Here is a 25,215-nt window from a genome sequence, read left to right as displayed (position 1 = left end):
ATGAACGCAACAGAAATCAGCAACTGGATCAAACAGCATGGTGGCAAAGGCCAGCTTGTGTCGGACTCGCGCCGCGTCAAAGCGGGCGATGTGTTTTTCGCCTATCCGGGCGATGGCAAGGATGGCCGCAGCTATATCGCATCGGCCGTGGCGCAGGGCGCTGCCGCTGTCGTGCTGGAAGCAGAGGGCGCCCAGTGGGACACAGCATGGAACGTGCCGCACCTGGAAGTGGCGGACTTGAAGCGCCAGTCCGGGCCGATCGCGCACGCATTTTATGATACGCCGGACCGCGCCATGTATTCCGTGGCCGTGACGGGCACCAACGGTAAAACATCGTGCGCCGTGTGGCTGGGCCAGACCTTGAGCCGCCTGGGCCAGCAGACTGCCGTCATCGGTACCTTGGGTGTCGGCATGTTCCGCACGCGCGGCGAACCGGATTTCGATCCGACCGGCTACACGACGCCGGACGCCGTATTGCTGGCGCAAAAGCTGGCGGAAAGCCGCGACGCGGGCGCGCAGGCATTGGCTATTGAAGTCACGTCGATTGCGCTGGACCTGGGCCGCACCGATGGCATGCATTTCGATACGGCGCTGTTTACGAATTTGACGCGCGACCACCTCGACCATCACGGCAGCATGGAAGCGTATGAAGCGGCCAAAATGAAGCTGTTCGACTGGCCGGGCCTGAAAACCGCCGTCGTCAACCTGGACGATGTGGCGGGCTTGCGCATCATCGAACGCCTGTCGGCCCGCGCGGCGGCAGGCGAGATTGCCGTCATGGGCTACACGTTGCAGGAAGAAGCGGCGCGCCCCGCCATTGCCAACGTCGCCATGCTGCGCGCCACGCAAGTGCGCACCCGCAGCGCCGGTACGGAATTCAACCTGGATTGCCCGCAAGGCCAGGCGCACGTGCGCACGCATCTGGTGGGCCAGTTCAATATCAGCAATGCGCTGGCCGTACTGGGCGCGCTGCTGGCAAAAGGCACGCCATTGCGCGAAGCCGTGGCCGCCATCGAAGCCATCGAACCGGCGCCAGGCCGCATGCAGCAAATGGGCGGCGCCGAAGCACCGCTGGTCGTCATCGACTATGCGCACACGCCCGATGCGCTGGAAAAAACCCTGTCGACGCTGCGCATTGTGGCGCAGGAGCGCAGCGGCCAGCTGTGGTGCGTGTTTGGCTGCGGCGGCGACCGCGACCCGGGCAAGCGTCCGCAAATGGGCAGGATTTCGCAGGCAGCCGACCATGTGCTGGTCACCAGCGACAACCCGCGCAGCGAAGATCCGCATGCAATCATTGCGCAAATCGTGGCCGGCATGGATGCGAACCACCCTCAATCAGTATTCCAGACGGTGGAAGACCGCGCGGCCGCCATCCTGTCCGCCGTCAAGCACGCGGGCAAGCAAGATGTGATTTTGCTGGCCGGTAAAGGCCATGAGCCGTACCAGGAAATCAAAGGCCGCAAGATGCCGTTTTCCGATGCGGACCACGCGCAACTGGCATTGAGTGCGCGGCTGACCATGATGAGGCCGAACTGATGCGCGCTAAATTAAGCCAGCTGTTGCCAGCTATTCCAGGCGCCGTTTTGAATGGCGCCGATTGTGCTTTTGAAGGTGTCTCGACGGACACGCGTACCATTGCTGCCGGTTCGCTGTTTGTCGCGCTGAAAGGCGAGACCTTCGATGCGCACGACTTCCTCGCGCAGTGTGCCGATAAAGGCGCCGTGGCTGTGGTGGCGGAACATGTGCCGGAAGGCTTTGCGCTGCCGGCTTTGATCGTGCCGGATACCCTGCACGCGCTGGGCCGCATCGCCAACTGGTGGCGCCACCACTTTACGGTGCCCGTCATCGGCGTCACGGGAAGCAATGGCAAGACGACAGTAAAAGAAATGATTTCCGCCATCCTGGCGGCAGCCCATGGCGATGAAGGCCGCCTGGCCACGCGCGGCAATTTGAACAATGAAATCGGCGTGCCGCTGACGCTGTTCCGCATGGCGGGGCAACACCAGTCGGCCGTGATCGAGATGGGCATGAACCATCCCGGTGAAATCGGCCGCCTGGCCGCCATTGCGCAGCCGACGATTGCACTGGTCAATAACGCGCAGCGTGAACACCAGGAATTCATGCATACGGTGGAAGCCGTGGCCCGTGAGAACGGGGCGGTACTGGCCGCGTTGCCGAAAGACGGCGTGGCCGTGTTCCCGCGCCACGATGACTATACCTACGTATGGGAAGAGCTGGCGGCCGGCCGCCGCACGCTGACGTTTGGCTTGAACAAGGAAGCGGACGTGTCGTGCTCGCACCGCGCCGGCGACTTCGGCAGCCAAATGTTCGTCTCTATTAAGAAAGACGGCGGTGACCTGGACCAGTTCTACGTCGGTTTGCAGGCCGCCGGTGAACACAACGTCTTGAATGCGCTGGCCGCCATCGCGTGCACGTACGCGGCGGGCATCGCACTGGAACACATCAAGCAGGGCCTGGACCACTTCGCGCCGGTCGCAGGCCGCTTGCAAAAGAAGGCTGCCGCCAATGGCGCGGTGGTGATTGACGACACGTACAACGCCAACCCGGATTCCGTCCGGGCGGCCATCGACGTGCTGGCGCAAGCGCCAGCCCCTCGTGTGCTGGCGTTGGGCGACATGGGCGAAGTGGGCGCGCAGGGCCGCGAATTCCACGAAGAGATTGCCGCCTATGCCGCTGCCAAGGGTATCGAGCATGTGCTCGTCACTGGAGAGCTGGCACGCCATATGGGCACGGTACATGGCGTACAGCACTTTGAAGAATTCGACTCACTGCTGTCCGCGCTGAACGTGGCAGTAACGCCGGATGCAACTGTATTAATCAAGGGCTCCCGTTTCATGAAAATGGAACGGGCCGTGCAGCATTTGATTGGGCAACAACAAGCTACAAAGGAAACACACTAATCATGCTGCTCTGGCTCGCACAACAGTACCAGGACGTTTTCGGTCCTCTGCGCGTGTTCAACTTCATCACGGCGCGCGCAGTGTTCGCGACCATCACCTCGCTGGTGATCGGTCTTTGGGCAGGTCCGGCTGTGATCCGCAAGCTGACCGCGATGAAGTACGGCCAGGCCGTGCGTACCGATGGTCCGCAGACTCACTTGAAAAAACACGGCACGCCGACCATGGGCGGCGTGCTGGTCTTGATTGCGATCGGCACGTCGACCTTGCTGTGGTGCGACTGGTCGAACCGCTTGATCTGGCCGGTCATGGTCGTGACGCTGGGCTTTGGCGCTGTCGGCTGGGTCGATGATTACCGCAAGGTGGTGCGCCAGGATCCCGAAGGCATGCGCTCCGCTGAAAAGTATTTCTGGCAATCGCTGGTGGGTATCGGCGCCGCCTTGTACCTGGCGTTTTCCGTGTCGGCGCCAACGCCGGCCAAGGTGTTTGAACTGTTCTTCCAGTGGGTGCAGTCGGGCTTTTCGATGGACTTGCCGCCCAAGGCCGACTTGATCGTCCCGTTCTTCAAGACCATCAGCTACCCGCTGGGCGTGTGGGGCTTTATCGCGCTGACGTATTGCGTCATCGTGGGTTCGTCGAATGCCGTGAATTTTACGGACGGCCTCGATGGCCTGGCGATCATGCCGACCGTGATGGTGGGTTCCGCGTTGGGCCTGTTTGCCTACCTGACCGGCAGCTCCGTATATTCAAAATACCTGTTCATTCCCTACATCCCTGGCGCCGGTGAATTGATCATCTTCTGCGGCGCGCTGGCTGGTGCAGGCTTGGCCTTCCTTTGGTACAACACGCACCCTGCACAAGTGTTCATGGGCGACGTTGGTGCGCTGGCACTGGGCGGCGCGCTGGGCACCATTGCCGTCATCGTGCGCCAGGAAATCGTGCTGTTCATCATGGGCGGCGTGTTTGTCGCGGAAACCGTGTCCGTCATCATCCAGGTGGGCTGGTTCAAGTACACGAAGAAACGCTATGGCACCGGCCGCCGCGTATTCCTGATGGCGCCATTGCACCACCACTTTGAACAAAAAGGCTGGAAAGAAACCCAGGTTGTCGTGCGTTTCTGGATCGTCACGATGATGCTGGTGCTGTTTGGTTTGTCGACGCTGAAGCTCCGTTAATTTATGGACAAACTCTACGACGGTAAGAAAGCACTGGTGCTGGGCCTGGGGGAATCGGGCCTGGCGATTGCGCTTTGGCTGGCACGCCAGGGCGCCCACGTGCGCGTGGCCGATACGCGCGCGGAAAGCGCCGTGGGCGCCCGCCTGGCCGCGCTGAAGGAAGCGATTCCGCAGGCGGAATTCGTATCCGGCCCGCTGAACATGGAACTGTTGTTCGGTATGGACTTCGCGGTCACCAGCCCGGGCCTGTCGCCCAATGGCGATTTGGCCGATATCGTTTCCGCCACCACGGCAGCAAAAATCCCGCTGTGGGGGGAAATCGAGTTGTTCGCGCAGGCGCTGGCCGCGTTGAAGGCCGCCAATGGCTACGACCCGAAAGTCGTGGCTATCACGGGCACCAATGGCAAGACCACGGTGACGAGCCTGACGGGCCAGTTGATCCAGCGCGCCGGGCTGACAGCCCGCGTGGCAGGCAATATCTCGCCGGCGGCGCTCGATGTGCTGCGCGAAGTCATTGATGCGGACGAATTGCCGCAGGCGTGGGTGCTGGAATTGTCCAGCTTCCAGCTGCACACGACGTACAGCCTGAATGCGCACGCGGCCACGGTCTTGAACGTCACGCAAGACCATTTGGACTGGCACGGTTCGATGGATGCGTACGCGATGGATAAATCCCGCATCTTCGGGCTGGACACCGTGCGCGTATTGAACCGCGACGATGCCGCCGTCATGGCGATGGCCGACCCGGTTGGCAAGAACGTGACGTTTGGCTTGAATGAGCCGCTGGAAGCCGGCAGTTTTGGTTTGCACAACGAACGCAATGTGACGTGGCTGGCCACGGCCGTGCCGGATGACGATGCGGAACCGAAAAAGCGCCGCAAGAATGAACCTGCCCCGGAAGTACCGACGTCGATCAAGAACTTGATGCCGTCCGATGCGCTGCAAATCCGCGGCTTGCACAACGCGTCGAACGCGCTGGCGTCGCTGGCGCTGTGCCGCGCGATCGGCTTGCCATTCGCGCCGCTGTTGCACGGTTTGCGCGAATACAAAGGCGAACCGCACCGCGTGGAGCTGATTGGCGCGATTAACGAAGTCGAGTATTACGACGATTCCAAGGGCACCAACGTGGGCGCGACTGTCGCGGCATTGAATGGCCTTGGTAAAAGTTTTGGGGGCGCGCACCAGCGCCTCGTGCTGATTGCCGGCGGTGATGGCAAGGGCCAGCAATTCGATCCGCTGGCCGAACCCGTGTCGCGCTACGTGCGTGCCGTGCTGCTGATCGGACGCGATGGCCCCGCTATCCGCGCTGCCCTGGAGCAGGGTGGCGCCTTGGCTGCTGACGCCATGGTCGATTGCGGCACGGACTTGCCGGCCGCCGTCAAGCTGGCCGCCAAGCTGGCGCAGCCGGGCGACGCCGTCTTGCTGTCGCCAGCGTGCGCCAGCCTGGACATGTTTAAAAACTATGCGCATCGCGCCCAGGTGTTTATCGACGCCGTACGCGACGTGGCGCTGGACGCCGGACAGGAGCTGTAATCCATGGCGTTCCAGTTACCATTCCGCTTCGGTTCATCTTCCGGTTCGACGGCGATCGATAGCCGCGCGCGTCCGTCGAAGATGATGGAGTACGACCAGTTGCTGGTCTGGGTGGTGCTCATCCTGATGCTGCTGGGGATGGTGATGGTGTATTCGGCATCGATTGCGCTGCCGGATTCGCCGAAATATGCGGCGTACAAGAATAATTACTTCCTGATGCGCCAGGCGATCTTCATCGCGATTGCCATGCTGGCCGCGCTGTTTACGTTCCGGATTCCCGTCGCCACGTGGCAGCGCACGGCGCCCTATCTGTTCATTGCCACCCTGGTGTTGCTGATGCTGGTGTTTATTCCCGGCCTCGGCGTTGTCGTCAATGGCGGCAAACGGTGGATTACGCTGAAAGTATTCAACTTCCAGCCATCGGAATTAATGAAAGTCGTGATGGTGCTGTACGCGGCCGACTACACGGTGCGCAAGCAGGAATACATGCATAAGCTGACCAAGGGCTTTATGCCGATGGCGCTGGCCGTGGGCTTTGTCGGCATGCTGTTGCTGCTGGAACCCGACCTGGGCGCGTTCGGCGTGATCGTGTGTATCGCGATGGGCATCCTGTTCCTGGGCGGGATCAATGCAATCTGGTTCGGCGGCATTGGCGCCATGCTGGTGACGATTTTCGTGACGATTATTTTGCTGTCGCCATTCCGGCGCGCCCGCCTGTTTGCATACCTGAATCCGTGGGAAGAGGGCAATGCGCAAGACAAGGCTTACCAGCTGACGCACTCGCTGATTGCCTTTGGCCGCGGCGAATTCTTTGGCGTCGGCCTGGGCGGCAGCCTGGAAAAACTGCACTACCTGCCGGAAGCGCATACGGACTTCTTGATGGCCGTGATTGGCGAGGAACTGGGCCTGGCCGGCGTGCTGATCGTCGTGGCCATGTTCTATTGGCTGATCAAGCGCGCTTTTGATATCGGCCGCCAGGCCATTGCGATTGACCAGACCTTTGCCGGACTGGTGGCAAAAGGTATCGGCCTGTGGCTGGGCGTGCAAACTTTCATCAACATGGGCGTGAACCTGGGCTTGCTGCCCACCAAGGGCTTGACGTTGCCGCTGATGAGCTATGGCGGCACGGGCATTGTGATTAACTGCGTCGGACTCGCGATTCTGTTGCGGATCGATTACGAGAACCGGGTCTTGATGCGGGGTGGCAGAGTATGAAACGTTTGATGATCATGGCGGCCGGCACCGGCGGCCACATTTTCCCGGGTCTGGCGATTGCGCAGACCATGCGCGCGCGCGGCTGGGATGTCAGCTGGCTGGGCACGTCGCACGGCATGGAACAAGACCTGGTGCCGAAGCACGGCATTGCGATGGACGCGATCCACTTTTCCGGCTTGCGCGGCAAGGGCTTGAAGCACACGGTTACCGGCGTGTTCCGCATGGTCAAGGCGTTTGCCGACTGCTTTGGCTACCTGGGCGCGCGCCGCCCCGATGTGGTGCTGGGCATGGGCGGCTACGTGACGGTACCGGGCGGCTTGATGTCCCGCCTGCGTGGCGTGCCGCTGGTTCTGGTCAATGCCGATGCGGCGCTGCTGTTGTCAAACAAGACCTTGGCGCCAATGGCCAAGCAAGTGTGCTTCGGCTTCCCAGCGGATTTCGGCAGCGCGGCAGGCAAGGCAGCCGTCACGGGCAATCCCGTGCGCAAGGAAATCATTGATACGCCGGCGCCAGAACAGCGCTATGCAGGCCGCACCGGCCCGCTGCGGGTACTAGTGGTGGGCGGCAGCCTCGGTGCGCGGGCGCTGAATGAAGCGCTGCCGGCGGCACTGGCGCTGATCCCTGAAGGCCAGCGTCCCATCGTGACGCACCAGTCGGGCAAGGCGAATATCGATGCGCTGCAGGCGGGCTATGCGAACGCCGGTGTCAGTGCGAACGTCGTGCCGTTCATCGACGACATGGCGCGCGCTTATGCGGACGCGGACGTGGTGATTTGCCGCGCGGGCGCCATCACCGTGTCGGAATTGACGGCGGCCGGTGTAGCCAGCGTGCTGGTGCCGCTGGTGGCGTCGACCACCAGCCACCAGCGCGACAACGCGCAATGGATGGCAAAACAAAATGCAGCGATCCACATGCCGCAAACTGAATTGACTGCGCAAAGCCTGGCGGCTTTGCTGGAAACACTGACCCGCAGTGCGTGCCTGGCCATGGCCACCGCGGCGAGAAATGCTGGAAAACGCGACGCAAACGATGCGATTGCCAACGTACTAGAAAAGTTTGGAAAGTAAAACGTGAAGCACAAGGTTAAAAACATTCACTTCGTCGGTATCGGCGGCAGCGGCATGAGCGGCATCGCGGAAGTGCTGCTGACGCTGGGTTACAACGTGTCCGGCTCGGACCTGGGTTCGAACGCCGTTACGCAGCGCCTGTCGGATATGGGCGCTGTCGTGCACCAGGGGCACGCTGCCGACTATATCGGCAATGCGGATGCCGTCGTGACGTCCACCGCCGTCAAGGAAGACAACCCGGAAGTCATTGCTGCCCGCGCCCGCAAGATTCCTATCGTGCCGCGCGCCGTCATGCTGGGCGAATTGATGCGCCTGAAGCGGGGGATTGCGATTGCAGGCACGCACGGCAAGACCACCACCACCAGCCTGGTGGCGTCCGTGCTGGCGCAGGGCGGACTGGATCCGACGTTCGTGATTGGCGGGCGCCTGACGGCAGCCGGGGCCAATGCGAAACTGGGCACGGGTGAATACCTGGTGGCCGAAGCGGATGAATCGGATGCATCGTTCCTGAACTTGTCGCCGATGATCGAAGTGATCACGAACATCGATGCGGACCATATGGAAACCTATGGCCACGATTTCGAAAAGCTGAAGCAGGCGTTCGTGCAATTCACCAATTGCCTGCCATTCTATGGCCGCGCAATGCTGTGCATCGATGACCCGCACGTGCGTTCCATCATCCCGTTCATCAGCAAGCCGATTACCACGTACGGCTTCCATGAAGATGCGGAAGTGCGCGCCATCAATGCGCGCGCCGATGGCGTCACGATGCGCTTTACTGTGCTGCAGGAAGGCTATCCAGACCTGGACGTGGTGCTGAACCAGCCGGGTATGCACAACGTGCAAAACGCATGTTCCGCGATCGCCATTGCCCGTGAAATCGGCGTCGAGGATGCCGCCACGCAGGCCGGCCTGGCCGGTTTTGCCGGCGTGGGCCGCCGCTTTACCCGCTATGGCGAAGTCGCCATCCCGGGTGGCGGCAAGGATGGTGGAAAATTCGCGCTGGTCGATGATTTCGGCCACCACCCGGTGGAAACGGAAGTCACCGTGGCTGCCGCGCGCGCCGCGTATCCGGGCCGCCGCCTCGTGCTGGCGTTCCAGCCGCACCGCTATACCCGCACCCGCGACTGCTTTGAAGATTTTGCCCGCGTGCTGAGTTCTGTCGACGTGCTGGTCTTGGGCGACGTTTATGCGGCAGGCGAAGCGCCGATCGTGGCTGCTGACGGCCGTTCGCTGGCGCATGCGATCCGCGCCCGCGGCAAGGTGGAACCGGTGTTCGTTGAAAACATTGCCGACATGCCGGAAACCATCATGAACGTGGTGCGCGATGGCGACGTGGTGCTGACGATGGGCGCAGGGTCCATCAGCGGCGTACCCAACAAACTGACGACTTACCAGAAGGCTTGAACGTGACTGCTGCAACGACTCCTGTTACTCCTTTGTCCGCTGAAGACGCGAAAGCGTTCGGCAAGGTCGGCGTATTGTTTGGCGGCCGTTCCGCTGAGGCGGAAGTGTCGAACATGTCCGGCAGCGGCGTACTGGCCGCCTTGAAAGCCAAGGGCATCGATGCGCATGCATTCGATCCGGGCCAGCGTTCGCTGGCTGAACTGGCCGCTGAGCAATTCGACCGCGTGTTCATCGCGCTGCATGGCCGCTATGGCGAAGACGGCAGCCTGCAGGGCGCGCTGGAATTGCTGGGCATTCCCTACACGGGCAGCGGCGTCATGGCCAGTTCGGTCGGCATGGACAAGATCACGACGAAAATCCTGTGGCTGGCGGAAGGCTTGCCGACGCCGGCATACGCGGTGCTGAACGCACAGTCGGATTTGAACAAGGTCGCGGCCGACCTGGGCTTGCCATTGATCGTCAAGCCGCCGCATGAAGGCTCGACCATCGGCATCACCAAAGTGACGGAAAGCTCGGGCTTGCAGGCTGCGTATGACGCAGCGGCAGCGCTGGACGATTCCGTGCTGGCTGAAGAATTCGTCACGGGCCGTGAATTCACCGTGGCCGTGCTGGGCTCGGGCGCGAATGCCCGCGCGCTGCCGATCGTGGAAATCGTTGCGCCGGAAGGCAATTACGACTACCAGAACAAGTACTTCACGGACGATACCCAATATTTCTGCCCGGCGCCGCTGGATGCCGCCATCACTGCTGAAATGCAGCGCATCGCCGTGGCGGCATACCGCGCAGTCGGTTGTGAAGGGTGGGGCCGCGTGGACGTGCTGCTGCGCGCTTCGGACAACCGCCCATTCCTGCTGGAAGTCAATACGTCGCCAGGCATGACGGGCCACTCACTGGTGCCGATGGCGGCGCGCGCGGCTGGCGTCAGCTATGAAGACTTGTGCGTGGAAATCCTGCGCACGGCGCGGCTGAAGATAGGAAGCAAAGCAACTGTGACAAGCAAGGGGTAATGAAGAGTGTGGCATGACGTGAAAGCCCTGAACGCAACGGCATCCGGCCTGTACGCCGCGGTGGCGCTCGCGTGCGCGGCTTCCGGCGTGTGGTGGGTGTCGCAGCGTCCGATGTTTGACTTGCGCACGATCCGCATTGAAACGGCGGACCAGGCGGAATTGCGCCACGTGAACCACCTGACGCTGCGCAACGGGACGCAGGGCCGTATCCAGGGCAACTTCTTTACGGCCAACCTCGATACCGTGCGCCAGGCGTTTGAATCCGTGCCGTGGGTGCGCCGCGCCAGCGTGCGGCGCGAATGGCCGGACCAGTTGATCGTGGCGCTGGAAGAGCATGAAGCGATGGGCACGTGGGGAGAAGACGGGCGGCTGCTGTCGGTCAAGGGCGATGTGTTCACGGCCAACCTGGCGGAAGCGGAAGAAGACCTGGATGAAATGCCGGCGTTTTCCGGGCCGGAAGGCAGCGAGCGCGAAGTGCTGGAACGCTTCGCTGAATTAAAAAAATGGTTCGCCCCCGCCAAGCTGGTGCCGGAAGGATTGGATTTGTCGGGCCGCTATGCATGGACCGTCAAGCTCGATAACGGCGTCAGTGTGGAACTGGGGCGGGAACAGTCGAAGACCATGCTGAAAGAGCGGGTCGACCGGCTGGTGCGGATCTGGCCACAGCTGGAAGCGCGGGTGCCGAATATCGAAACCATCGACATGCGTTACCAGAATGGCCTGGCACTGAGTGCACAAGGATTAAAAATACCGCCGGAAGGCAAAGCCAAGCGTTAAGAAAATATAGCAAGCATACAGGCAAACAGAGATGACAAAAGACGCGAAAAACCTGATCGTCGGCCTCGATATCGGCACCTCCAAGGTGGTGGCGGTCGTGGCTGAAGTGATGGGCGATGGACGCCACGAAGTGATCGGGCTGGGGCAGCACGAATCCAGGGGCCTGAAAAAAGGCGTGGTGGTGAACATCGAAGCCACCGTGGAATCGATCCAGCGCGCGCTGGAAGAGGCGGAGCTGATGGCCGACTGCAAGATCCGCAATGTGTATGCGGGCATTGCGGGCAGCCATATCCGCAGCTTCAATTCCAGCGGCATGGTGGCCATCAAGGACAAGGAAGTCACCAGCCAGGACGTGGCGCGCGTCATTGAAACAGCGAAGGCGGTTAATATCCCGACCGACCAGCAATTGCTGCATACGGTGCCGCAGGAATTCATCGTCGACAGCCAGGAAGATGTGCGCGAGCCGATCGGCATGAGCGGCATCCGCCTGGAAGTCAAAGTGCACATCGTCACCGGCGCCGTCAGCGCGGTGCAAAACATCGTCAAGTGCGTGCGCCGCTGCGGCCTGGAAGTGTCGGATTTGATCTTGCAGCCGATGGCGTCGGCCGACGCCGTGCTGACCCCGGACGAAAAAGAACTGGGCGTGGTGCTGATCGATATCGGCGGCGGCACCACGGACGTGGCAGTGTTCTCGGATGGCGCGATCCGCCATACCGCAGTCATTCCTATTGCCGGCGACCAGATTACCAATGACATCGCGATGGCGCTGCGCACGCCGACGTCGGAAGCGGAAGAAATCAAGATCCGCTATGGCGTGGCCAAGCAAGTGCTGGCTGATCCGGGCGAACACCTGGAAGTGCCGGGCCTGGGCGACCGCGGCCCGCGCAACCTGTCGCGCCAGGCGCTGGCTGCCGTGATCGAGCCGCGCGTGGAAGAACTGTTCGCCATGGTGCACCAGGTGGTGCGCGAATCCGGCTACGAAGGCGTGCTGTCGTCGGGCATCGTGCTGACGGGCGGCACGTCCATCATGCCGGGCATGGTGGAAATGGCGGAAGACATTTTCCTGAAACCGGCGCGCCTCGGCACGCCGGATTACCGGGGCCAGTTGGCCGACGTGGTGCGCAGCCCGCGCTACGCAACGGTACTGGGCCTGCTGCTGGAAGCGAAAAAACAGTATATGCGCGGCCATATCGTGACCAGCCAGGATGGATCGGTGAAAGCAGTGTGGCAGCGGATGAAGGAATGGTTCCTCGGGAACTTCTAAGCCGCCGTGTGGCGGTGTTGGCAGCAAAGATTGTGGTAAGCGCGTAACAAAGCATAGTGCAGCAGTTCTAAAAAAAGCAGCAGCAAAAAGAAATTCCAAAAACGGACAGATTTTTTATATAACATCGCAGTTTGCCCGCGCAGGCCGTAGAGACTGGCGGCGCGGCAAAAGGCATCAATCAGGAGCACATCATGGAGTTCGATATGGTCGATAACGCATCACTGGGTACTGTCATCAAGGTCGTCGGCGTCGGCGGCGCTGGCGGCAACGCAGTCCAGCACATGATCAACAAGGGCATGAGCGGCGTTGAATTCATCGCCGCCAACACGGACGCGCAGGCGCTGTCGGCATCGAAGGCTGACAACATTATCCAGATCGGCGACACCGGCCTGGGCGCCGGTATGAAGCCGGACGTGGGCCGCAAGCTGGCCGAAGATTCGCGCGGCCGTATCGAGGACGCGCTGCGCGGTGCGCACATGGTGTTCATCGCTGCCGGCATGGGCGGCGGTACCGGCACCGGCGCGGCGCCAATCGTGGCCGAAGTGGCGAAAGCACAGGGCGCGCTGACGGTGGCCGTGGTGTCGAAGCCGTTCTCGCACGAAGGCCAGAAGTGCATGGATATCGCCGAAGAAGGACTGGAGCAGCTGGCTGCCAACGTCGACTCGCTGATCGTTATCCTGAACGAAAAGCTAGAAGAGATTTACGAAGATGAATCGCTGATCGAGTGGTTCCAGCACGCCGATGACGTGTTGAACAACGCGGTGGCGGGTATCGCCGAGATCATCAACGTGCCAGGCCACATCAACGTGGACTTCAACGACGTGAAGACCATCATGGGCGAGCAGGGCAAGGCCATGATGGGTACGGCAACGGCGTCCGGCGTGGACCGCGCCCGCATCGCTGCCGAGCAGGCTGTCGCTTCGCCGCTGCTCGATGGCGTCGACCTGTCCGGCGCGCGCGGCGTGCTGGTCAACGTGACGGCTTCGCGTGGCTTGAAGGGTAAGGAAATCAAGGAAGTCATGGCAGCCGTGCGCGCGTTTGCCGCACCGGATGCGTCGATTGCACAAGGTATCGCTTACGACGAATCCATGGGCGACACGATCCGCGTGACCGTGGTGGCAACCGGCCTGGGCAAAGCCAAGAAACACGTGCAACTGGTTCAGCAGCCTGCGCTGCGTACCGGCACCGGTCCTTTGATGCCATCGGCATCGCTGGGCGGCGCGGCAGCCACCGGTACTGTCACCATGGGTGGCGGCATCAGCGGCGGCGGTTCTGCACTGGACGGCATGAAAGCGCCGGCAGTATGGCGCCGCGAGTCCGCATCCGAGCAGGTACGCGCGATGGAAAAGAATGGCATGGAAACGTATGACATTCCGGCGTTCCTGCGCAAACAGGCGGACTAACTGCGCCGGCTGATGTAGAAAGTCTGGCGGACGGGTGCGGTAACTCCATGCCGCAACCCGCCGCGCGTTTTTGACTGCTCCCAACGTTTTTGTTAAACCTCTGGCATACTTGCGGGTCTGTGCCGGGGCATGCCGCGCGCTTGCGCGGCTTTTTTTTCAATAAACTAAAGAGGAGTCACTGAAATGACCATCAAGATTGGCGACAAACTGCCGGAAGGCACCCTGTCCGAATTCATCGAAACCGAAACCGAAGGCTGCTCCCTCGGCCCGAATACCTTCAAAGTGGAAGACCTGGTCAAAGGCAAGAAGATTGCTATCTTCGCGCTGCCAGGCGCTTACACTCCAACTTGCTCGGCACAGCACGTGCCTGGCTACGTGAAAAACGCTGAAGCGCTGAAAGCCAAAGGCGTGGATGAAATCTGGTGCATCTCCGTGAATGACGCGTTCGTCATGGGCGCATGGGGCCGCGACCAGAAAGCCACCGGCATTGTCCGCATGATGGCTGACGGCAACGCCACCTACTCGAAAGCCCTGGGCCTGGATGCGGACTTCTCGAAGTTCGGCATGGGCACCCGCTCGCAGCGCTACTCCATGCTGGTGGAAGACGGCGTGGTCAAGCAGCTGAACATTGAAGAAGGCGGCAAGTTCGAAAAATCGAACGCTGAAACCTTGCTGGGCCAGCTGTAATCGCTGATCCGCTTTAAAAGCAAAACGGCGCCTGCATTCAGGCGCCGTTTGTCATTCTGCCGAAGCTTTTTTGCGGCTGCGTTTTTTCGGCGCCAGCATCACGCCTGTGCAATTGGGGGCGCCGCAATAGCATGCAAACGCTTTCTTGATGGCAGGCGTGTGGCGCGCTTCGTAAATCAGCGCGTAGTTGTAGTTGAGTTCCTCGCCCTTTTTTATATCGCGCAGCGCGTGGATAAATACGCGGCCATCTTCTTCATACGCTTCGCAATTCGGATCGCATGAATGGTTGATGAAGCGGGCATCGTTGCCGTTGCTGCCGCCATCGATCAAGTTGCCGTCAGCCAGGCTGAAAAAGAACGTGTGATTGATGGGGCCGCCGGACGCCTCGGCGCGGCGCGAGGATTCATCGCTGGTGATGATTTCGCCCGTGTATTCAATGATGCGTTCGCCCGCTGCGATGGGTTCGCGGGCAAATACGCCGCGGCCGTGGACGGGGGATTCTTTGACGATGTAAAGAGGTGTATGCATCCCCCATCTTACCAACATCGCCGTGCGACTGTCAGTCGTTACAGCCAGCTATCGTCGTGCAACACGATGCGTGTGAAGTAATCGATATTGGCGCGTGCGGCGTAGGTCACGGGCAAGATCAGATACGCCATCGCGGCCAAGCCGCTGTGCGACAGATTCAGCGCTGCCAGCAGCATCTGTATGACGCCGATCAGTGCGAGGGCCAACAGGCCCAGCGTGACGGCTTTTTTCCACATGCCCATGGCCACGTAATAGATGGGCCCCAGCACGAAGGCCAGCACATTAAAACGCACGACGGCACGCTCTGCCATGGAGAGTGCGATCGACTGCGGCATGGCGGCGCCGCCAGCCTTGTGCAGCAAGGCAAAGCGGGTGCGCCATGCATCGGAAATGGCGGGCAGGGCAAGCGCGGCTGCCGTGACATCGGCGCCGCAGTTGTAGCAGAAGTCCGTCGTGTCGGAAGCCTGCGAGCCGCAATGCTGGCAAAACGGCATATCGTTCCTCGAAAAAAGTGTTTACGGAATGATAGCGGGGCGGGAGGGCATGAAAATCCACGCTTTGTCACAGTGGCGTGAAAATAGTGCGCGTAGTGCCGGGTAGGGAGGGGGGCTGTCCATGGGGTAGCGCGTGCCGGGGGCATCGGCAACGTTTGCATCGCGTTGCTATAATCAAATGCTCTGTTTCAGCAAGGAGCTATCCTGACTTCCCCGAAAGACAACCTGCGCAGCATTTACGCCATGCTCACCGCAGTGGCCATGTTCTCGCTGATGGACACGGCCATGAAAGTGCTGTCGGCAACCTACCCGGCCATGCAAGTGACGGCACTGCGTTCCCTGTCTTCACTGCCGCTGGTGTGCGCGTACATCGGCTATCGCGGCAAATTTGGCGGCATTTTCAACATCCGCTGGCCGCTGCAATTGCTGCGCGGCGTGCTGGGTATCGGCATGCTGACGTCGTTTGCGTATGCATTGAAATTCCTGCCGCTGGCCGACACGTATGCGATCTTCTTTATCGCGCCGGCGCTGATCACGGCGCTGTCCGTATTCATTCTCAAGGAAAAAGTCGATGGCCGGCAGTGGGGCGCCATCATCGTGGGCTTGATCGGCGTGCTGGTGGTGCTGCGGCCGGAAGGGACCAGCTTTATTTCCGTGGCGGGATTGGCGGTACTGGGCTCGGCGGCCTGCTATGCCGTATCGGCCATCGCCAGCCGCATTTTGAGCCGCACGGATGCCAATGAACACATCATGTTCTGGCTGCTGGTGATGATGGCGATTGGTTCGCTGATTTTCGTGCAGGACCAATGGGTGCCGATCCGCCGGCAAGACTGGCTGGTGATCGTGGCGCTGGCGGTCACGGGCTTCCTGGGCCAGCTGGCGATTACCGTGGCGTTCAGCCGCGGCAAGGCATCGACAGTGGCGCCGTTTGAATATTCAGCACTGGCGTGGGGCGTGGCAATTGACTGGCTGTTATGGAAGACGCTGCCGGATGCTTATACGCTGGTTGGCGCGGCCATCATTATTGCCAGCGGCATTTATCTGGTGCGGCGCGAAGCCGTGCATGCGGAAGCGGAGCATCCATAATGGGCGAATTTGGCGTCCGGAACGCTCTGCCGCCAACTTCGCTATAATTTTAGGATGTTAAAACAACGCACTATCAAAGAAAAAGTCACGACCACGGGTGTCGGGTTGCATTCCGGCACGAAAGTCGTGCTGACCTTGCATCCGGCTGCCGCCGGCACGGGCATCGTGTTCCGCCGCGTGGACCTGGATCCCGTCGTCGTGTTCCCTGCCAGCGCCATGGCCGTGGGCGATACCCGCATGGCGTCCGTGCTGATCCAGGATGGCGCCCGCGTATCGACGGTCGAACACTTGATGTCGGCCTGCGCCGGCCTCGGTATTGACAATCTGTACATCGACGTCAGTGCTGAAGAAATCCCCATCATGGATGGTTCCGCGTCATCGTTTGTTTACCTGCTGCAGCAGGCCGGTGTACAGGAGCAGGACGCTGCGAAGAAATTCATCCGCGTCATCAAGCCAGTCGAAGTGCGCGACGGCAAAGGCGCCAATGAAAAATGGGCCCGGCTATCGCCGCATGACGGCTTCAAGCTGGACTTCTTTATTGAATTTAACCACCCGGCAGTCGACGGCACGGCGCAATACGCCTCCGTGGATTTCGGCGACGTCACCTATGTGCAAGCCATTGCGCGCGCCCGCACGTTTGGCTTTATGCAGGACGTGGAAATGTTGCGCGGCATTGGCCTGGCGCGCGGTGGTTCGCTGGAAAATGCGATTGTCATGGACGAATACCGCATCTTGAATGCGGACGGCCTGCGCTACGACGATGAATTCGTGCGCCACAAGATCCTCGACGCGATCGGCGACTTGTATCTGGTCGGACACCCGCTGGTGGCCAGCTATGAAGCGCACAAATCCGGCCATGCGATGAACAATTTGCTGTTGCGCGAATTGCTGAAACACCCGGATGCGTATGAAATCGTCACCTACGACAGCCTGGACAGCGCGCCGGAATCGTATGTGCGCCAAATGACGCACGAGTGGGAACCCAACTGACTAATAATCCGGCCGTTCCCGCCGTTTTTGTACCATGTTCTTCAGCGCCGCGATCAGCGGCGCATTTTGTTTATTCTGTTCCAAGGTCTGGCTCAGCGTGTCAAACGCTTCCACGGCAGCCGGCGACAACGACAGCGACACCGGTTCCGGCTTGATGTCCGCCGCCTTCATCATCTGCACGCGCAGCTTGATGTTGTTAATTTGCCACCCCCGCTTCAGCAGCGCTTCCTGTAATTTCGGGGTCTGCTGTTTCAGCTTGGCGGCCAGCGCCGTATTGGGGGCGGACAGCAGCAACACCCCCTGTTCAAAGGCCAGCACTTCGCAATGGCTGAACATGGCAGGCAGGACGGCGGCGCAATCTTGTTGTAAAGATGCCATGCGCTCCACTGCGGGCAGCAGGGCGGCCAGCCTGTTGTCCCGCCTCAGGAAGTTGGTGGCTTCCACCGGGTCGCGTGACTTGATGTAGGAATTCGTAAAACGCATGGGCGCAACCTTAACACATGCCGAACTTGTGGATTAAGCAGCACACGCCACGGGCATTTTATCCACGTGTCCTATTGTTAAAATGCTTACCGCCCCCAAGTGGCGGCATTATGGCCCGATGTGTCTCAAACGGCATGATAAAATCACCGGTCTTTTGCCCCTGGCAAGCTGCAAAACACTGCGTATATATACACGATAGCTCTTTTAACGGCCCAAGTTAACTAATCCAATGTCCTTACTGACCCAGATTTTCGGCAGCCGCAACCAGCGACTGCTCAAGCAATATCAAAAAACGGTACGCGAGATCAATGCACTCGAGCCGGCCATGGAAAAGCTGTCGGATGCCGAGCTGCAAGCTAAAACCCCCGCTTTCAAAGCGCGCATCGCCAACGGCGAGTCGCTGGACGCACTGCTGCCGGAAGCGTTTGCCGTCTGCCGCGAAGCATCCAAGCGCGTTTTCAAGATGCGCCACTTCGACGTGCAGCTGATCGGCGGCATGGTTCTGCACTACGGCAAAATCGCTGAAATGGGCACCGGCGAAGGTAAAACGCTGACCGCGACCTTGCCGGCCTACCTGAATGCGCTGTCCGGCAAAGGCGTGCACATCGTGACCGTCAATGATTACCTGGCGCAGCGCGATGCGGACACGATGGGCAAGCTGTATGGCTGGCTGGGACTGACCACCGGCATCAACCTGTCGCAAATGGACCACGCCACCAAGCAGGCGGCGTACGCTGCCGACATCACGTACGGCACCAACAATGAATTCGGTTTCGACTACCTGCGCGACAACATGGTGTTCGAAGCCCGCGACCGCGTGCAGCGCGCGCTGAACTTCGGCATCGTCGATGAAGTGGACTCGATCCTGATTGACGAAGCCCGTACCCCGCTGATCATTTCCGGCCAGGCGGAAAATCATACCGACCTGTACTACAAGATCAATGAAGTGCCGAAGCTGCTGACCTTGCAAGTGGGCGAAGAAACGCCGGACGGCAAAGGCAAGATCGAAGTGCCGGGCGATTACACGAAGGATGAAAAGTCGCACCAGGTGCTGTTGACGGAAGCCGGCCACGAAAAGGCCGAGGGCATCCTGGTCAAGATGGGCCTGCTGCCGGAAGGCGCGTCGCTGTACGACTCCGCCAACATCACGCTGGTGCACCACCTGTATGCGGCGCTGCGCGCCCATGCGCTGTACTTCAAAGACCAGCACTATGTGGTGCAAAACAATGAAGTGGTGATCGTTGACGAATTCACGGGCCGTTTGATGACGGGCCGCCGCTGGTCCGACGGCTTGCACCAGGCGGTGGAAGCCAAGGAAGGCGTCAAGATCCAGAACGAGAACCAGACGCTGGCGTCGATCACGTTCCAGAATTACTTCCGTATGTACGGCAAGCTGGCCGGCATGACGGGTACGGCCGATACCGAAGCGTACGAATTCCAGGAAATTTATGGCCTGGAAACCGTTGTGATCCCGCCGAACCGCCCATCGCAGCGTAAAGACCGCCAGGACCAGGTCTACAAGACCAACCAGGAAAAATACAATGCGATGCTGCTCGACATCCGCGACTGCTATGAGCGCGGCCAGCCCGTCCTGGTGGGCACGACGTCGATTGAAAACTCGGAATTGCTGTCCAATATCCTGACCCAGGCTGGTTTGCCGCACAACGTGCTGAATGCGAAACAGCACGCCCGCGAAGCGGAAATCATTGCCCAGGCAGGCCGTCCGCAAGCCATCACGATCGCCACCAACATGGCGGGCCGTGGTACCGACATCGTGCTGGGCGGTAACGTTGAAAAGCAAATCCAGTTCATTGAAGCCAATCCGGAATTGTCCGATGCGGACAAGGCAGCGCAGGCGCAGGCGCTGCGCGACGGCTGGAAAGCATTGCACGAGAAAGTCGTGGCAGCCGGCGGCCTGCACATTGTCGGTACCGAGCGCCATGAATCCCGCCGTGTCGACAACCAGCTGCGCGGCCGCGCCGCGCGCCAGGGCGACCCGGGTTCGTCGCGCTTCTATCTGTCGCTGGATGATCCATTGCTGCGCATCTTCGCAGGCGACCGCGTACGCGCCGTCATGGACCGCCTGAAGATGCCGGAAGGCGAACCGATCGAAGCAGGCATCGTGTCGCGTTCAATTGAATCCGCGCAGCGCAAGGTTGAAGCGCGCAACTTCGATATCCGTAAGCAGTTGCTGGAATATGACGACGTCGCCAACGACCAGCGTAAAGTGATTTATCAGCAGCGTAACGAATTGCTGGAAGCGACCGACATTTCCGAAATGATCGCGTCGCTGCGCCAGGGCTTGTTCACGGACGTCGTGCGTGAATACGTGCCGGCGGAATCCGTCGAAGAACAGTGGGACCTGGCGGGACTGGAAAATGCGCTGGCCAATGAATGGATGGTGCAGGTCGACTTGAAAGGCTTGCTGGCCAGCGACCCGAACCTGACCGACGACGACATCGTGGAAAAAGTACTGGCGGCGGCCGATGCCGTGTACCAGGCGAAAGTCGACGTGGTTGGCAAGGAATCGTTCGGCGGCTTCGAGCGTAACGTCATGCTGCAAAGCGTGGACAGCCACTGGCGTGAACACCTGGCGGCGCTGGACCACCTGCGCCAGGGTATCCACCTGCGCGGCTATGCGCAAAAGAATCCGAAGCAGGAATACAAGCGCGAAGCGTTCGAACTGTTCGGCACCATGCTGGACTTGATCAAGAACGAAGTGGTGCGCCTCGTGATGACGGTGCGTATCCAGACCCGCGAAGAAATCGATGCGGCGGAAGCAGCCATGCAGGCGGCGCACGTGGAAAACGTGCGTTACCAGCACGCTGACTTCAACCCGGATGCGGCGCCGGAAGAATTGCTGGCGCCAACTTCCGGCTTGAATGGCGCATCGACGGAAATCGAAGCGCAACTGAGCCTGGGCGTGAAAACCGGCCGTAACGACCCCTGCCCATGCGGCAGCGGCAAGAAGTACAAGGCTTGCCACGGCAAGCTGGCATAAAAGAAACCGGGGCTTGCCCCGGTTTCTTTTTAATCGACATTTCGGGGCCTGGCCCCAAAATGTTGTACGGCTAGGTTAGACGGTCAGGGCCGGGACCGCCATGGCGTGGGGGGCCTGCATCGCCGGCGGCAAGTGCTCTTGCAGCTCGAACGCATTGCACCACTGGCGCCAATTGGCGTTGGCTTCATCGACAATATCAAGCAGCACGCGCGTGTCGAGCTGCAGGCGGCTGCTGGTAGCGGCCATTTCCGCCACCAGCGCTTTGCGTTCGCCTGGCTGCGCCAGATACAGATCCGCCATGCATGCTGCCAGCTGCAGCAGCCGCGCCAGGTGGCGCGTGTCGCGGTCGGCCGCCATGTGCGGCGCTTCCTGGCACAGCACGGCGTCGGAAAACGTGTGGCCCATGCGCCAGCTGCGCAACAGCGCGGCGCCCATCGACAAGTGGCTGTAGCCATACAGCGCCGATTCACGGCGCAGCAAGGCCGATGCCGGCGCTTCGCGGCTTTCGCGCAACAGCCGTGCATACGAGCGGGGCCGTGCGCAAGCCAGCCCCAGGCTGCCGATATCGGCCAGCAGCCCCTGGCAAAACAGTTCCGGTCCGGACGCGACCGGCATTTCCGACGTCAGCGCCTGCGCCGCGCAAGCCATGGCAAACGAGTGCGACCAGTGGCGCAGGTAATTGAAGTCCGCACAAGGGCCGCGGCGGTGTTGCTGCAGCAAATCCAGCGCCAACGCCAGTTGCGACGTGGCGAAGGTACCGACGTGCCGCAGCGCGGCAGGCAACGCGGCATCCGGGCCGGACAGCATCCGCAGCGCATAATCGAGCGCCGGCGTGGCGGCTATGCGGGCCAGCAGTGGGGCGGGATCTTCATCGCCGCATTGGCTTAATTGCATCAGTTCCAGCGTTTCCCGCGTTGGCGTGGGCACCAGGCCGGCGGCCTTTAATTCAGCGAAATCAATCAAATCATCCATGGCGGATCTCCGGACACTGGCTGCAGCTTTGCCGCCCAGCCAATTCAGGTTCATAATGGGTTATGCAGAAATGCTATGGATCAATTTTATCGAATTTTTTTAAAATTCAAGTAAATCTGATTAATTTGTTTTTTCTATCAAAACCGCGAAACAGCGGTAGTGTTCTTAATACAGAGGATGGCAATGGCGGCAGACGAGGTATGCACGACACAAAAAGCAGCGGAATTGCTGGGTATCTCGGTTTCTTCAGTGCAACAGTTGGTGGAAGCTGGCGTCATTGAAGCCTGGAAGACCAAAGGCGGCCACCGGCGCATTCCGTTGGCCGCTGTGCATGCCTATAAAGCTGCGCCCCAGTCGGGCATTGCCCGCGCCGCTGCCGCGCCGGCTACTGTGCCGGTCCCTGATGTCCATGCACCCGTTTCCGTGCTGGTGATTGAAGACAACGCCATGCAGCGCGCCTTGTTCGAGCGCCAGCTGGCGCAGTGGGGATTGCCGATCGCCGTGCGTTTTTGTGAAAACGGCTACCAGGCGCTGATTGAAATTGCCCGCTCGCAGCCGGATATCTTGTTGGCCGACATCGTGATGGAAGGCATCGATGGCTATGAAGTCATCAAGACCATCTTTGGCTATCCGGAGCTGGCGGACATGAATGTCGCCATCGTGTCATCGCTGGAACCCGATGCGCTGGAACAGCGGGGCGGCGTGCCCGATGGCGTCGTGTTCTTCCCGAAACCCGTGAATTTCGACGAATTGCGCGGCTATGTGCGCGCCTGCTGTGCACACACTGTGCGCAAGCGTTTGCGCCGCACCGCCTGAACCTGTTCCATGGCCTACCAGCACATCGACCCGTCCCAGCTGCTGGCCACCGTCGGCGGCGACGCGGCCGGCTATCGCGACCTGGCCCGCATTTACCTGGCCACGACACCCCCGTTGCACGTGCAATTGCAGCAGGCACTGGCCGGCGGCGATTGCGTGCTGGCTGCGCGGCTGTGCCACACGTTGAAAACCAGCGTGATGCTGGTGGGCGCCACTGAACTGGGCGAGATGCTGCGGGCGCTGGAACGCTTTGCGCAGCAAGGCGAGCAGGCCGTGCTGCCGCTGGCCTGCAAGGAAGTGGCGCGCCTGTTTGCGCTGGTGGAAGAGGAAGTCCGCCACAGCGCATCGGACTAGCATCCTACTGGCTGTACTTCGCCGGTGAACTTTTCGGCACCGTGATGCGCACGGCGGCGCCCGCACCCGGGGATGATTCCACGGCAATCCGGCCGCCCAGCACGCCGGTCACGATGTTGTACACGATATTCATGCCCAGCCCCGTGCCGCCATGTCCCATCTTCGTTGTGAAGAACGGATCGAAAACGTGGCGGCGCACGTCTTCCGCCATGCCGATGCCGTCATCGGCAAACGTGATTTCCACCATGGCGCCATCGAGTTCCTGCGCCGAGATGGTAATGGCGCCGTGGTCGCGCCCTTCGAACGCGTGGGCCAGCGCATTGTTCAGCAAATTTGTGAAAATCTGGTAAAAACTGCCCGGATACGAATCCAGTTCCAGCGACGGCGGCACGTGGTACGCCGTGTCGCAATTGGCCCGCTTCAGGCGCGGCGTGTAGGTGGCGGTGGTATCGAGCACCGCCGACAGCAAATTGAACGTGCGGCGCTGGTCGTTGGTCTGGTCGACGGCAATTTGCTTGAATGACGCAATCAGGTTGGCGGCCTTTTGCAGCGAGCTGGAAATCAGGCTGGACGCCATCCGCACTTCATCGGAATACGATGTCAGCGCCGTGCGCCGCAACGTGCCGCCCGACAGTTGCGCTTCAAACGCATTGACCTTGTCCGCCAGCGCGGTGGACGCCAGCAGGCTGTTGCCGATCGGCGTATTCAATTCATGGGCAATGCCGGCCACGAGGGAGCCCAGCGACGCCATTTTTTCCGATGCAATCAAATCGTGCTGGGTTTGCTGCAGGGTTTCCAGCGCACTTTCCAGGTCGGCCGAACGTTCGCGCACGCGGGTTTCCAGCGATGCATTCAAGTCTTCCAAATCCTGCTTGGCTTTGACTTCCGCCGTCAAATCCAGCAGCGCCCAAATGATGGCGTCCGCGCCGCCCAGCGTGAAAGTGGAAGACCAGATCGCTACTTTGCCGGGACTGCCATCCTTCAGCACGATGCCCGCGATTTCGCCATACACGGCGCCGTCGCGCATATACAGTTGCCACAGGCGGTCGCGCTCGCTGGGATCGGACCAGAATTTGAATTCATTGGAACGGCGGCCGATCATTTGTTCCGGGCCATAGCCAAACACGCGCGACAGCGCCTGGTTGGCGCCGATGATGCGGCCGCTGCGGTCCGTCACGGTCAGTGGCACGGGTGTCATGTCGAACAGGGCCTTGAAGCGGGCTTCCGATTCGGACAGCCGCAATTCCGACGCTTCCAGCTGCTGCAGCCGTTCGCGCAGCGCCGTGCCCATGGTATTGAGCGAGCGGGCATACACTTCGATTTCATCGCCTGCCGTGTCGGGCAGCGGGCGGCCAAAGGTACTCTTGAACATGGTTTCCGCCTGCGCCGTCAACGTGCGCAGGCGCCGCCCTATGCCTTGCGAGAACATATAGAACAGCAAGATGCCCAGCCCCAGTCCGGCCAGCGAAATCAAGCCCGACTGCAGCACCACTTCATCGCGCGCCTTGGCCAGTTCACTGGTGGACAAGCCAAAGTTCAGCGATCCCACCTTGTTATCTTTCAGCAGGATGGGGGCGCGCGCATGCAGGGTATCGCCTTGCTGCCATGTGCGGACACTGTTGAACCCTTCGCCGCCGCCATTGCGCAAAATGGCCGGCAATTCAGCGGGGCGCTGACCGGCCGTGGTGACGGGCCGTTCGTGCCCGTCAAGGATGACGATGTAGCGCAGGTAGCTGTCCTGCGGGTCGGACAGCATTTCAGTCCAGTAATTGGACAATTCCCCCAGGCGGCCCGAGTTGGCGTAAGGGCTCAGCGTCAGGTTCAGCGTCACCGCATATTCGTGGGCGACCCGCACGGCGTTGCGGTTGACTGCCTGGTCCATCAGGCGCAGGCTGTTGCCAATCAAAAGCGCGACCACCACCGCCTGGACAACGGCACTCAAGACGACGAATTTCGCGCGCAGTGACAGACTCACCTGGAACTCCTTGCAAACGGGACGCCAGCCGCCCCGCGAAGCCAGCAATATACCTGATGTACA

The 25,215-nt window shown here is 60.7% G+C and carries 22 protein-coding genes; 17 read left to right on the top strand and 5 right to left on the bottom strand.

The window, feature by feature from the left end; genetic code table 11:
* The 12 genes from GM668_RS07240 (at position 1) to GM668_RS07185 (ending at position 14,453) form a co-directional block, all read left to right on the top strand.
* Positions 1-1,536, top strand: coding sequence for a UDP-N-acetylmuramoyl-L-alanyl-D-glutamate--2,6-diaminopimelate ligase (locus GM668_RS07240; RefSeq protein WP_371868663.1), 1,536 nt, complete (start codon positions 1-3; stop codon positions 1,534-1,536).
* Entirely contained in the window at positions 1,536-2,921 is a 1,386-nt protein-coding gene (locus GM668_RS07235; RefSeq protein ID WP_155438279.1) for a UDP-N-acetylmuramoyl-tripeptide--D-alanyl-D-alanine ligase, read from the top strand. The genes GM668_RS07240 and GM668_RS07235 overlap by 1 nt, the downstream gene beginning before the upstream one ends.
* 2 nt (positions 2,922-2,923) lie before the next feature.
* Complete coding sequence (gene mraY, locus GM668_RS07230) at positions 2,924-4,093, top strand: phospho-N-acetylmuramoyl-pentapeptide-transferase (protein ID WP_155438278.1); 1,170 nt, start codon at positions 2,924-2,926, stop codon at positions 4,091-4,093.
* Positions 4,094-4,096: 3 nt separating this feature from the next.
* Positions 4,097-5,626, top strand: coding sequence for a UDP-N-acetylmuramoyl-L-alanine--D-glutamate ligase (gene murD, locus GM668_RS07225; protein WP_155438277.1), 1,530 nt, complete (start codon positions 4,097-4,099; stop codon positions 5,624-5,626).
* A gap of 3 nt (positions 5,627-5,629) precedes the next feature.
* Positions 5,630-6,841 carry a putative lipid II flippase FtsW gene (ftsW, locus tag GM668_RS07220; RefSeq protein WP_155438276.1) on the top strand — a complete coding sequence of 404 codons (1,212 nt, stop codon included), beginning with the start codon at positions 5,630-5,632 and terminating at the stop codon, positions 6,839-6,841.
* Complete coding sequence (murG, locus tag GM668_RS07215; RefSeq protein ID WP_155438275.1) at positions 6,838-7,908, top strand: undecaprenyldiphospho-muramoylpentapeptide beta-N-acetylglucosaminyltransferase; 1,071 nt, start codon at positions 6,838-6,840, stop codon at positions 7,906-7,908. Before ftsW ends, murG begins: the two co-directional genes overlap by 4 nt.
* Before the next feature lie 3 nt (positions 7,909-7,911).
* Complete coding sequence (murC, locus tag GM668_RS07210; protein WP_170305536.1) at positions 7,912-9,315, top strand: UDP-N-acetylmuramate--L-alanine ligase; 1,404 nt, start codon at positions 7,912-7,914, stop codon at positions 9,313-9,315.
* A 2-nt stretch (positions 9,316-9,317) separates the two neighbouring features.
* Entirely contained in the window at positions 9,318-10,322 is a 1,005-nt protein-coding gene (locus GM668_RS07205; protein WP_371868653.1) for a D-alanine--D-alanine ligase, read from the top strand.
* A gap of 6 nt (positions 10,323-10,328) precedes the next feature.
* Positions 10,329-11,099 carry a cell division protein FtsQ/DivIB gene (locus tag GM668_RS07200; RefSeq protein WP_170305535.1) on the top strand — a complete coding sequence of 257 codons (771 nt, stop codon included), beginning with the start codon at positions 10,329-10,331 and terminating at the stop codon, positions 11,097-11,099.
* A 31-nt stretch (positions 11,100-11,130) separates the two neighbouring features.
* The gene (ftsA, locus tag GM668_RS07195; RefSeq protein WP_155438273.1) at positions 11,131-12,363 is read left to right on the top strand and encodes a cell division protein FtsA; all 1,233 of its coding nucleotides are present in this window, start codon (positions 11,131-11,133) and stop codon (positions 12,361-12,363) included.
* Between the two features lie 191 nt (positions 12,364-12,554).
* A complete protein-coding gene (gene ftsZ / locus GM668_RS07190; RefSeq protein ID WP_155438272.1) occupies positions 12,555-13,766 on the top strand; it encodes a cell division protein FtsZ in 1,212 nt (403 codons plus the stop codon).
* Between the two features lie 183 nt (positions 13,767-13,949).
* Positions 13,950-14,453, top strand: coding sequence for a peroxiredoxin (locus tag GM668_RS07185; RefSeq protein ID WP_154375261.1), 504 nt, complete (start codon positions 13,950-13,952; stop codon positions 14,451-14,453).
* 51 nt (positions 14,454-14,504) lie between these two features.
* Here the strand turns inward: GM668_RS07185 and GM668_RS07180 are convergent, their stop codons facing one another.
* Together GM668_RS07180 and GM668_RS07175 are read right to left on the bottom strand one after the other, a co-directional pair.
* Positions 14,505-14,981, bottom strand: coding sequence for an SET domain-containing protein (locus tag GM668_RS07180; RefSeq protein WP_155438271.1), 477 nt, complete (start codon positions 14,979-14,981; stop codon positions 14,505-14,507).
* 38 nt (positions 14,982-15,019) lie between these two features.
* On the bottom strand, positions 15,020-15,475 hold the full coding sequence (locus GM668_RS07175; RefSeq protein ID WP_155438270.1) for a DUF2628 domain-containing protein: 456 nt from the start codon (positions 15,473-15,475) through the stop codon (positions 15,020-15,022).
* A gap of 243 nt (positions 15,476-15,718) precedes the next feature.
* Between GM668_RS07175 and GM668_RS07170 the strand changes: the two genes are divergently transcribed.
* The gene (locus GM668_RS07170) at positions 15,719-16,561 is read left to right on the top strand and encodes a DMT family transporter (protein ID WP_155438269.1); all 843 of its coding nucleotides are present in this window, start codon (positions 15,719-15,721) and stop codon (positions 16,559-16,561) included.
* Positions 16,562-16,615: 54 nt separating this feature from the next.
* Positions 16,616-17,551 carry a UDP-3-O-acyl-N-acetylglucosamine deacetylase gene (gene lpxC, locus GM668_RS07165; RefSeq protein WP_155438268.1) on the top strand — a complete coding sequence of 312 codons (936 nt, stop codon included), beginning with the start codon at positions 16,616-16,618 and terminating at the stop codon, positions 17,549-17,551.
* On the opposite strand, the gene GM668_RS07160 is transcribed toward lpxC, so the two are convergent.
* A complete protein-coding gene (locus GM668_RS07160; protein ID WP_155438267.1) occupies positions 17,552-18,034 on the bottom strand; it encodes a DciA family protein in 483 nt (160 codons plus the stop codon).
* 229 nt (positions 18,035-18,263) lie between these two features.
* Between GM668_RS07160 and secA the strand changes: the two genes are divergently transcribed.
* The gene (gene secA / locus GM668_RS07155) at positions 18,264-21,035 is read left to right on the top strand and encodes a preprotein translocase subunit SecA (RefSeq protein WP_155438266.1); all 2,772 of its coding nucleotides are present in this window, start codon (positions 18,264-18,266) and stop codon (positions 21,033-21,035) included.
* A 75-nt stretch (positions 21,036-21,110) separates the two neighbouring features.
* On the opposite strand, the gene GM668_RS07150 is transcribed toward secA, so the two are convergent.
* Positions 21,111-22,007, bottom strand: coding sequence for an HDOD domain-containing protein (locus GM668_RS07150; RefSeq protein WP_170305534.1), 897 nt, complete (start codon positions 22,005-22,007; stop codon positions 21,111-21,113).
* 183 nt (positions 22,008-22,190) lie between these two features.
* Here GM668_RS07150 and GM668_RS07145 point away from each other — a divergent pair, with 183 nt between their 5' ends.
* Positions 22,191-22,823 (top strand): response regulator, encoded by a 633-nt coding sequence (locus GM668_RS07145; RefSeq protein ID WP_155438264.1) that lies wholly within the window; start codon positions 22,191-22,193, stop codon positions 22,821-22,823.
* Positions 22,824-22,832: 9 nt separating this feature from the next.
* A complete protein-coding gene (locus GM668_RS07140; RefSeq protein WP_155438263.1) occupies positions 22,833-23,177 on the top strand; it encodes an Hpt domain-containing protein in 345 nt (114 codons plus the stop codon).
* A gap of 4 nt (positions 23,178-23,181) precedes the next feature.
* Here GM668_RS07140 and GM668_RS07135 read toward each other — a convergent pair whose 3' ends face one another.
* Positions 23,182-25,152: an ATP-binding protein gene (locus GM668_RS07135; RefSeq protein WP_170305533.1), complete on the bottom strand. Its 1,971-nt coding sequence runs from the start codon at positions 25,150-25,152 to the stop codon at positions 23,182-23,184.
* Positions 25,153-25,215: the final 63 nt, after the last annotated feature.

The organism is Pseudoduganella ginsengisoli (genome assembly GCF_009720865.1).
Classification (GTDB): domain Bacteria; phylum Pseudomonadota; class Gammaproteobacteria; order Burkholderiales; family Burkholderiaceae_D; genus Rugamonas; species Rugamonas ginsengisoli.
Note: the sequence above shows the minus strand (reverse complement) of the source record. Positions and strands in the feature narration are given on the sequence as shown.

Coding starts and splice junctions, on each gene's coding strand:
- GM668_RS07240 (WP_371868663.1), top strand. CDS start 1: ATGAACGCAACAGAAATCAGCAACTGGATCAAACAGCATGGTGGCAAA.
- GM668_RS07235 (WP_155438279.1), top strand. CDS start 1,536: ATGCGCGCTAAATTAAGCCAGCTGTTGCCAGCTATTCCAGGCGCCGTT.
- mraY (WP_155438278.1), top strand. CDS start 2,924: ATGCTGCTCTGGCTCGCACAACAGTACCAGGACGTTTTCGGTCCTCTG.
- murD (WP_155438277.1), top strand. CDS start 4,097: ATGGACAAACTCTACGACGGTAAGAAAGCACTGGTGCTGGGCCTGGGG.
- ftsW (WP_155438276.1), top strand. CDS start 5,630: ATGGCGTTCCAGTTACCATTCCGCTTCGGTTCATCTTCCGGTTCGACG.
- murG (WP_155438275.1), top strand. CDS start 6,838: ATGAAACGTTTGATGATCATGGCGGCCGGCACCGGCGGCCACATTTTC.
- ftsA (WP_155438273.1), top strand. CDS start 11,131: ATGACAAAAGACGCGAAAAACCTGATCGTCGGCCTCGATATCGGCACC.
- ftsZ (WP_155438272.1), top strand. CDS start 12,555: ATGGAGTTCGATATGGTCGATAACGCATCACTGGGTACTGTCATCAAG.
- GM668_RS07185 (WP_154375261.1), top strand. CDS start 13,950: ATGACCATCAAGATTGGCGACAAACTGCCGGAAGGCACCCTGTCCGAA.
- GM668_RS07180 (WP_155438271.1), bottom strand. CDS start 14,981: ATGCATACACCTCTTTACATCGTCAAAGAATCCCCCGTCCACGGCCGC.
- GM668_RS07175 (WP_155438270.1), bottom strand. CDS start 15,475: ATGCCGTTTTGCCAGCATTGCGGCTCGCAGGCTTCCGACACGACGGAC.
- GM668_RS07170 (WP_155438269.1), top strand. CDS start 15,719: ATGCTCACCGCAGTGGCCATGTTCTCGCTGATGGACACGGCCATGAAA.
- lpxC (WP_155438268.1), top strand. CDS start 16,616: ATGTTAAAACAACGCACTATCAAAGAAAAAGTCACGACCACGGGTGTC.
- GM668_RS07160 (WP_155438267.1), bottom strand. CDS start 18,034: ATGCGTTTTACGAATTCCTACATCAAGTCACGCGACCCGGTGGAAGCC.
- secA (WP_155438266.1), top strand. CDS start 18,264: ATGTCCTTACTGACCCAGATTTTCGGCAGCCGCAACCAGCGACTGCTC.
- GM668_RS07150 (WP_170305534.1), bottom strand. CDS start 22,007: ATGGATGATTTGATTGATTTCGCTGAATTAAAGGCCGCCGGCCTGGTG.
- GM668_RS07145 (WP_155438264.1), top strand. CDS start 22,191: ATGGCGGCAGACGAGGTATGCACGACACAAAAAGCAGCGGAATTGCTG.
- GM668_RS07140 (WP_155438263.1), top strand. CDS start 22,833: ATGGCCTACCAGCACATCGACCCGTCCCAGCTGCTGGCCACCGTCGGC.